This is a genomic window from Candidatus Nitrosopumilus sp., assembly GCF_040878665.1.
In the GTDB taxonomy this organism is placed as follows: domain Archaea; phylum Thermoproteota; class Nitrososphaeria; order Nitrososphaerales; family Nitrosopumilaceae; genus Nitrosopumilus.
Map to the genome: position 1 here is coordinate 259,552 of NZ_JBBDLU010000008.1, position 6,989 is coordinate 266,540.

At 30.8% G+C, this 6,989-nt stretch carries 7 protein-coding genes and 1 pseudogene; 1 reads left to right on the plus strand and 7 read right to left on the minus strand.

Going from position 1 to position 6,989, the window contains the following annotated elements; genetic code table 11:
• Positions 1–389 (plus strand): annotated as a pseudogene (locus tag WDZ98_RS09515) (hypothetical protein); the annotation flags it as partial.
• Between the two features lie 27 nt (positions 390–416).
• Here the strand turns inward: WDZ98_RS09515 and WDZ98_RS09520 are convergent.
• The 7 genes from WDZ98_RS09520 to WDZ98_RS09550 all read right to left on the minus strand — a co-directional run bounded on the left by WDZ98_RS09520 (position 417) and on the right by WDZ98_RS09550 (position 6,879).
• The gene (locus WDZ98_RS09520) at positions 417–1,154 is read right to left on the minus strand and encodes a peptidase (protein WP_368060173.1); all 738 of its coding nucleotides are present in this window, start codon (positions 1,152–1,154) and stop codon (positions 417–419) included.
• Positions 1,155–1,235: 81 nt separating this feature from the next.
• Positions 1,236–2,792 carry a peptidase gene (locus WDZ98_RS09525; RefSeq protein ID WP_368060171.1) on the minus strand — a complete coding sequence of 519 codons (1,557 nt, stop codon included), beginning with the start codon at positions 2,790–2,792 and terminating at the stop codon, positions 1,236–1,238.
• A gap of 152 nt (positions 2,793–2,944) precedes the next feature.
• Complete coding sequence (locus tag WDZ98_RS09530; RefSeq protein WP_368060169.1) at positions 2,945–4,234, minus strand: peptidase; 1,290 nt, start codon at positions 4,232–4,234, stop codon at positions 2,945–2,947.
• The gene (locus WDZ98_RS09535; protein WP_368060167.1) at positions 4,164–4,664 is read right to left on the minus strand and encodes a winged helix-turn-helix transcriptional regulator; all 501 of its coding nucleotides are present in this window, start codon (positions 4,662–4,664) and stop codon (positions 4,164–4,166) included. The genes WDZ98_RS09530 and WDZ98_RS09535 overlap by 71 nt, the downstream gene beginning before the upstream one ends.
• Complete coding sequence (locus tag WDZ98_RS09540) at positions 4,657–4,986, minus strand: hypothetical protein (protein WP_368060165.1); 330 nt, start codon at positions 4,984–4,986, stop codon at positions 4,657–4,659. Before WDZ98_RS09540 ends, WDZ98_RS09535 begins: the two co-directional genes overlap by 8 nt.
• A gap of 128 nt (positions 4,987–5,114) precedes the next feature.
• Positions 5,115–6,716 (minus strand): peptidase, encoded by a 1,602-nt coding sequence (locus WDZ98_RS09545; protein ID WP_368060163.1) that lies wholly within the window; start codon positions 6,714–6,716, stop codon positions 5,115–5,117.
• Complete coding sequence (locus tag WDZ98_RS09550) at positions 6,673–6,879, minus strand: hypothetical protein (protein WP_368060161.1); 207 nt, start codon at positions 6,877–6,879, stop codon at positions 6,673–6,675. The genes WDZ98_RS09545 and WDZ98_RS09550 overlap by 44 nt, the downstream gene beginning before the upstream one ends.
• Positions 6,880–6,989: the final 110 nt, after the last annotated feature.

A 6,989-nucleotide genomic window follows, 5' to 3' on the forward strand; every position in this document is an offset into this window, starting at 1 on the left:
ATGATGAAGGGGGAATATCTGGACTTGATGATACAATCAACGTAACCATCACATTAGATGGAAAAACCAGTATGCTAGATATGGTAGAAACTGAAATTAGTGGTATGTATCATGGTGAATTTATTCCACACTCTACAGGATTTCCAGTAGTTCATCTATCTGGAATGATAAATGATTCTAAAGTAGAATTAGATATGCATCCTGAAGAAGTTGAATCCATCAGTATTCTTCCTCCATTAAAGCAGATCAATAATGGAATTAAACCAAGTGAAGTACAATGCAAAGAAGGATTGAAACTTTTCATGAAAGTTCATGAAGACTCTTCAATATGTGTGAGTAGTGAACTTGGACAAAGATTAATGGGACTTGGGGTAGTTACCCATTTCTAATTCTTTTTTATTTTTTAAGTCTAAAACTTAAACAACAATTATGCCATTTGTTATCATGTATTGTATTCCTTTAACAAATTCTTCATCTGAGATTAATCTGTCTGCCCACCAACCTGCGTTATTTTTAATCCAAGATGGAATTTCTTTTGTTTCAGTTATTTCTTGTTGTACTACAGGAACATCAAGAATATGATTTTTAACAAGATATTCAATTCCTGAGACAAAATCTGAATTCTCTATCATTTCCTCAGACCACCATTTTGCATTGTTGCGAATCCAATCTGGAATTACAATTTGTTCCGTTTTGATATTTTGAATCACTTTTTCAGGATGAAAAGTCGCTTCAAATTCAGAACCCTGAATTTTTCCGTAGATATGAATTTTTGTAGTTCCAGATTCTTGTGGTGTATAGTTACCATAATACGTACCAGGGATTTTAGGATCTTCTATCAATGACAAAAATGATTTTTCGCCTTTTCCAATTACAATATCTACTTCTAGATCATTTGCAATACCTGTAATATCACTCTCGCTAGATGGAAAAGGTAATTGTAAAGGTATTATGTCATCTCTTTGTTTATCAAAATTACTTGCTATACTAATTTCAATTTCTACTGCGTTTGGCTCATTTGCAAACGGTGGTTCTTTTTTCCAGCCTACATCCACCTTGTAATCTCCTATTATCAGGGCTTTGTGGGCAGATGCACTTCCAACTAATCCTGTTGCTAAAACAAATACTAGTAAAAGCACCAAAAACTTGTTCATAATTTATAATTTGTATTTATTTCAATTAATAATTCTGGTACAAATATAGAAGCAATTCTAGGAAATATGAATTTCTTGAAATTACACTAGGATAATTTTTCGTTTGACGAGATTTTCAATAGAGTATAAAAATTCATCATCAGATATTTTTTCTTCATACCACCAAGTAGTAGTTATTTTAAACCAGGATGGAATTTGCCATTCAGATTCTATGACATGTTGTTTATCTTCAACAGAGATAATTCCTTGGTCAAATAGAAATGTAATATTTTTCAAGAATTCAAAATCAGGAACTTGATTAGTTATCCATTGTGCAGCACTACTTTTTATCCAACTAGGAATTACTGATGTTTCATTTTGAAGAATGTTATTTGATTTAATAACTAAAATAAAATTACCTTTTGATAATGAGTTTCCATTAATATTAGATAAAACAAAGTTTGCAGTTCCTGTTTGATTATCATTGAACATAATTGTGTGTGAATTGGGTTTTTCAGAATTTACATTTCCTACCAAATGTTTTGAGAATATTTCAGAATTTTTCTGAATTATTGACAAATCGTATTCAACTAATTTTTTTGATTTATCAGAAAAAAGTTCCTCTAAAACAATAAAAAAGGTGATTTCATCTTCTGCATGAATTGTTTTAGGCTTCCAAGACAAGAATACCTTGTATCTCAAGTCTGGAGTTGTAAATTCTAGAGGGAATTTGACATTTTCACTTGGTTTGAGTTGAAAATTCATTTGAGTATTAGATATTTGCATAGCCTCATTACGAATTTGTTTTATCAAATCCTGACTAACGACTATGTGAATTGTTCTGTCTTCAAATGAATAATCATCAATTGTTACAGAGTCATCGGGTAACAAAATGCCATTGACAGTTGAATCATAACTTGTAAAAAGAAAATCTCCAAAAGTATTCGGTATTCTAATCTCTTGATGAACTACACTTAGTTGCTCAAGATCTTGAGTCCAATCAAAAGGCATTGAGAATTCTATTGTATTTGATTTGAAATTAAAGTTATGAATAGAATCAAAATAAGATATTACTTGAAGTAATTTTTCTTCATTTATAGAATTACTTATTTTGAAAAAATTTGTTTGTGCAATACTGATTGCACCATTTAAGATTATTTTGTCGTTTAATATATTATCATCAGAATTAATTGATAGGATTTTAACAGTGTATTCGTATAATCCTCCAGAAGTAAAGATAGGGCCTCTAAGAATTAATGAATTGGAATCATTTTTCATCCAACCGTTTAGAATTGGTTCTTTGATTCCTTCAATTGTAACATTATTAGAATTGTCAGTGATTGTTTTGATGTTAAGATTACCTAATTCATCATGAAAGACATCTTTGAAAATTTGTTTACCATCTTTTTTTAATTCAAATTCAAATGTAACATGCTCAATAATTGCATCACTGTTTGAGTCAGAGAGTCTAAGTGAGATAAATTTTTCAGAGTTATCATCGTAAACTGATGGTGTTATGTTAATTGAGAGGGAAGCTTGTTTATTTCCAATTAATACTGGAGGTAAGACTTCTCCACCTAAGCCATGTCCAAATACATTTGGTATAGGCGCGAATAAAAAAACAACACAAATAATAATTATCGTGTCTAAAATTTTCAAGATTTTATTATTATAAATTTCTTCTATTAAAATTTCATTAAAGAAAAAGGAGCAGGTATAAGACTGCTCTCCAGTTTCTCACATAATTATTACTAACTAGTCATTTATTACATAATAATTTATGTTTACAATGATTTAGAAATTTAGAAAAATTAAACTATCATTATATTCTGTTTAACAAGACTTTCAATCATATTTAGAAACTCATCATCTGAAATTTGGTTTGTTGTCCACCATTCTGTAGAGATTTTTACCCATTGCGGAATTTTCCACTGAGATTCAGAAATTACATCGCGTTCAGGAACAGAGATGATTTGTTTTTCAAACAAAAAATCTATTCCTTCAAGAAAGTCTGAATCTGAAATTTGGTTTGTTGTCCACCATTCTGCATTGACCTTAATCCATTGCGGAATTTTTGGTAATTCAGGTGGTAATCCTTTCTCAAAACCTGAAATTTTCAAGACTCCTTGTGAGGTTGGCTCTACGAGAAACGCTACATGCCAAAATCCCATCTCATCAATACTTTGAATAAATTCTACAGGTTCATCATTTAGTGTTACACTGAATTTTTCAGTTCCAGAGATAGGAGGAAATTCAAAATTTGCATATGTTTCAAGGGGATAGCTGTTATATCCACGCATAGTAAGAGTGGTTCCTTCTTCATTAAATTTAGCTGCAGAATACCATGCACCTGAATCATATCTGAAATCAAAGAGTCCATCATTCTTTTTTGCAGTAACAGGAATTACGGTAGTATCAACTGGTGCAAAACAACTATAGTAAAAGACATCATCAGTTATTGCTGGATCAGGATACATTGAAAAACCTAAAATTTGCCCTGGTTCAATTTTTTCAATGAATTCAATATTTTGTACAATATCTAATACACTATTATGTCCATGAACTATGGCAAAAATTTTAGGATAGAATACGGTTTGGTTTCCAGAATTTTTTATTCTACCAGTAACATGACCATCATCATGTGTAATCAAAGTTTTATCATAAACAATTTCTAGGGATGTTGAAGGTTTTTCAGTAACTAGATATTTTAAATCGGCTTCCAACAAAATTGGTTTATCATTTTTGATTTCTGGAAATTTCATCTTAAATGGAATATCAGTCATAGCAGGAATAGGCACATGCGATAGTGTTTTGGTAACAGTATTTGTTCCATCTATAACAGATACAGAAATGATTGGAAGTACAGCAAAATCATTTTGGTTTTTTACGTTACCGCCAACTGTATACACATCATTAGCATCATAGTAACCAATGTATTCATTAGATGGAATTAAAACATCAGCAAAAGTATCAATAGGTAATAAAATAAAGATAGAGAATAAAACTATTGATAAAGTAAAAAAAACTAAATTAGAATGAATTGATAATGTCTTCGAATCCAGATGTTGGTTTCTCAAGTGAACCTGGTCTATAGTCTTCAACTAATTTATCTATAAGATCTCTTGCTTTAATATAATATCGCTTTTTGAGTTGAACAAATTTCATCTCAACTAGACCATCATCTATGATTTGTGAAAGATAAATTGAAACAGTAGATGGGGATTTTCTGACTGTATTAACTAATTGAGAGAATTCTAATCCATCATTTTCTATTAATGCAAGTAACAAATCACGTGGAGTTTGTTTTCGTAGTGCTTTAATTACAATAGATTCATCTTCAGTAATTTGGGGAGAGTAGAATCTTACTTGTCGTGGACCACGAATAACTTTGATGGTTCCAGTTTTTTCTAACTTTCCTAAATAATGACTCAGTACACCATTCTTTAATCCAGATGAACGCATGATTTCTCGGAACTGAATTCCTGGATTTTCTTCAATGATTTGTTGTAAATACAAATCTCTATCAGTCATTTCTAAACACACCTAATGCCAATAGTCCTAGAGTAATAAAAGTCAATAAATGCCCAAGTTCTGGAAATGACAAGTCACCAATACTAAATATAGTTGGCCATGTCGCATCAACAAGTAAAACAATTTCAGCTGCAATAAAGTTGGTGAATGCTACAGCACTTAGCAAAAGACGTTTAGTTCTTAATCTATAATAAGCAAATATTGCCAGTGCTGAAATAAAGACTGCAAGTGCAATTCCACCAACATGCAAGAAAATGTGTACAAGATGATATCCATGGAAAAGATGTGGGATTATGATCGGTAATGCCAGAATTGCTACCACACCAGTAACCACAACCGAAAATAGTGTCGATTTTTTCTCAACTAGTCTTTCAGGCCTAAACAAAGTGATCAAAATTATGATTTTTTGAAATTTAAAGAGACTGGTTCATTTATCGAACAGATGCCCGATCAAATGCGAATTATTCCGTTTTGAATTAAAAATTCCAACCCTTGAACAAATGAGTTATCATCAATGGAACCATCTGACCACCAACCTGCGTTGTTTTTAATCCATGTTGGAATTTCTGTAGATTCTGTTGATTTCTGTTGAGTTTGTGGAATTGTAATGATTTTATTTTTAATCATGTATTCAATTCCTTGAACAAATGAGTTATCATCAATGAAGCCATCTGACCACCAACCTGCGTTGTTTTTAATCCAACTAGGAATTAAAATTTCATCTTCATTGATTATTCTGTTAATGACAATTGGAATTGTTGTCTTTGCAAGATGGTTATTATCTAAATTTTTAAAATTAAGATTTACAATGCCAGAAACATCATTAGGAATTATAAATTCTACAATATTATGTATTCCCTTTATATCAGAACTAATTCCATTTTGTTCAAAAATAACTCTATCATTTTGAGTAATGGAGAATTCATAATTTGTTGCAACTGGTTTGTTTTTTAGAAAAATATCTGTCACATCAAAAGATATTTTTGCATTTGAATCTGATTTTAAATTTTCAGGCTCCCATGATACAAAGATTCTAAACTGTCCATTGTCAGTTACAGAACTTAAATGAGTATAATCATGATCTGGTTTGACAACAAAATTCATACCATTTTGATTAGAAGAATTTTCAAAAATGTTCTGTAATTCTTTTTGATATATTATGAAATGAACAGTTCTATCATCACCGAAAAAATCATCAATATTTACAATATCTTGTGATAGTGGTATTCCATTGATATACATCGTAAACCCAGAAACTAGTAAATCACCAAATTTTTTTGGAATTACTAGTTCTTCATGAACAACTGATGTTTGGTTGATGTTTGATTGACTCCAATCAAAGGGCATAAAAAAACTGATTTCTCTGGAATTAGGATCATATTGAAAATTTGAAATTTCATCATAGTATGTTATAACATGGATATTTTGTTCCCCAAAATTTGGATCAACAAGATCATGTCTGCTTGTTTGTGCAATGGAAATTCCTGCGTTGAAAACTGGAGGCATATCCAGTTTTTTAGAATATCCTTCGACTGTTAGTACAGTCACATCTAATTTGTATAACCCGCCTTCACTGAGTCTAGGCCCTTTTACGTTAATCATTCTGCTTTCAAGCCCCAATAAAGAACGAAAAAAATCATTATCATTATTCTCTTTTATAACTATAGAGTTAGTCTCTTCGGATACAAAGTTAAAAACTAGGAATCCATTATCTGCTTTGAATTCTTGCTCAAAAAGAAACTGTTCACCACGATGAGATTTTACTAAAAAAGTAACGTCTCTTAAAGTAATTTTTGAATTAAAATCAATTAATGATAAAGAGATTTGTTGATCATCATTTGTTTTAGGATCACTTTTGGAAGATGAGACCTCTAAGGTAACAAGTTTTCCATTTAATTCAACAGGAGGAAAAGTTTCACTTCCTACACCGTGACCATAAACAGTTTCAAATCCAATAAACAATAGGCAAGAAAATATTACGAATACAATTAGAAATAAATTTTTCAAGCTAGGTCCACTTGTTTGGATCTTTTTTATGGATTTCTTTTCCATCTACTGTAATTCTATCTGTTTCTTCAAAAACAGTATGCCATTTACCGTTACTTGGAAAAATTTTATTCATCTCTTCAACTTTATCATTTGTAGGTGCTTTGTTCATTAAAGCTCCCCATCTCATGTTTGGTATTTTAGGCATGATATCGTTGATGTCTTTCATATACTATCATTAACAAAATTACTTTAAAAATCTATGACTTGACCTTCATGATTCCTTCTTTTATCAGATATTGTATTCCTTGAACAAATGAGTTATCATCAATGGAACCA

Coding starts and splice junctions, on each gene's coding strand:
- WDZ98_RS09520 (WP_368060173.1), bottom strand. CDS start 1,154: ATGAACAAGTTTTTGGTGCTTTTACTAGTATTTGTTTTAGCAACAGGA.
- WDZ98_RS09550 (WP_368060161.1), bottom strand. CDS start 6,879: ATGAAAGACATCAACGATATCATGCCTAAAATACCAAACATGAGATGG.
- WDZ98_RS09545 (WP_368060163.1), bottom strand. CDS start 6,716: ATGGAAAAGAAATCCATAAAAAAGATCCAAACAAGTGGACCTAGCTTG.
- WDZ98_RS09535 (WP_368060167.1), bottom strand. CDS start 4,664: ATGACTGATAGAGATTTGTATTTACAACAAATCATTGAAGAAAATCCA.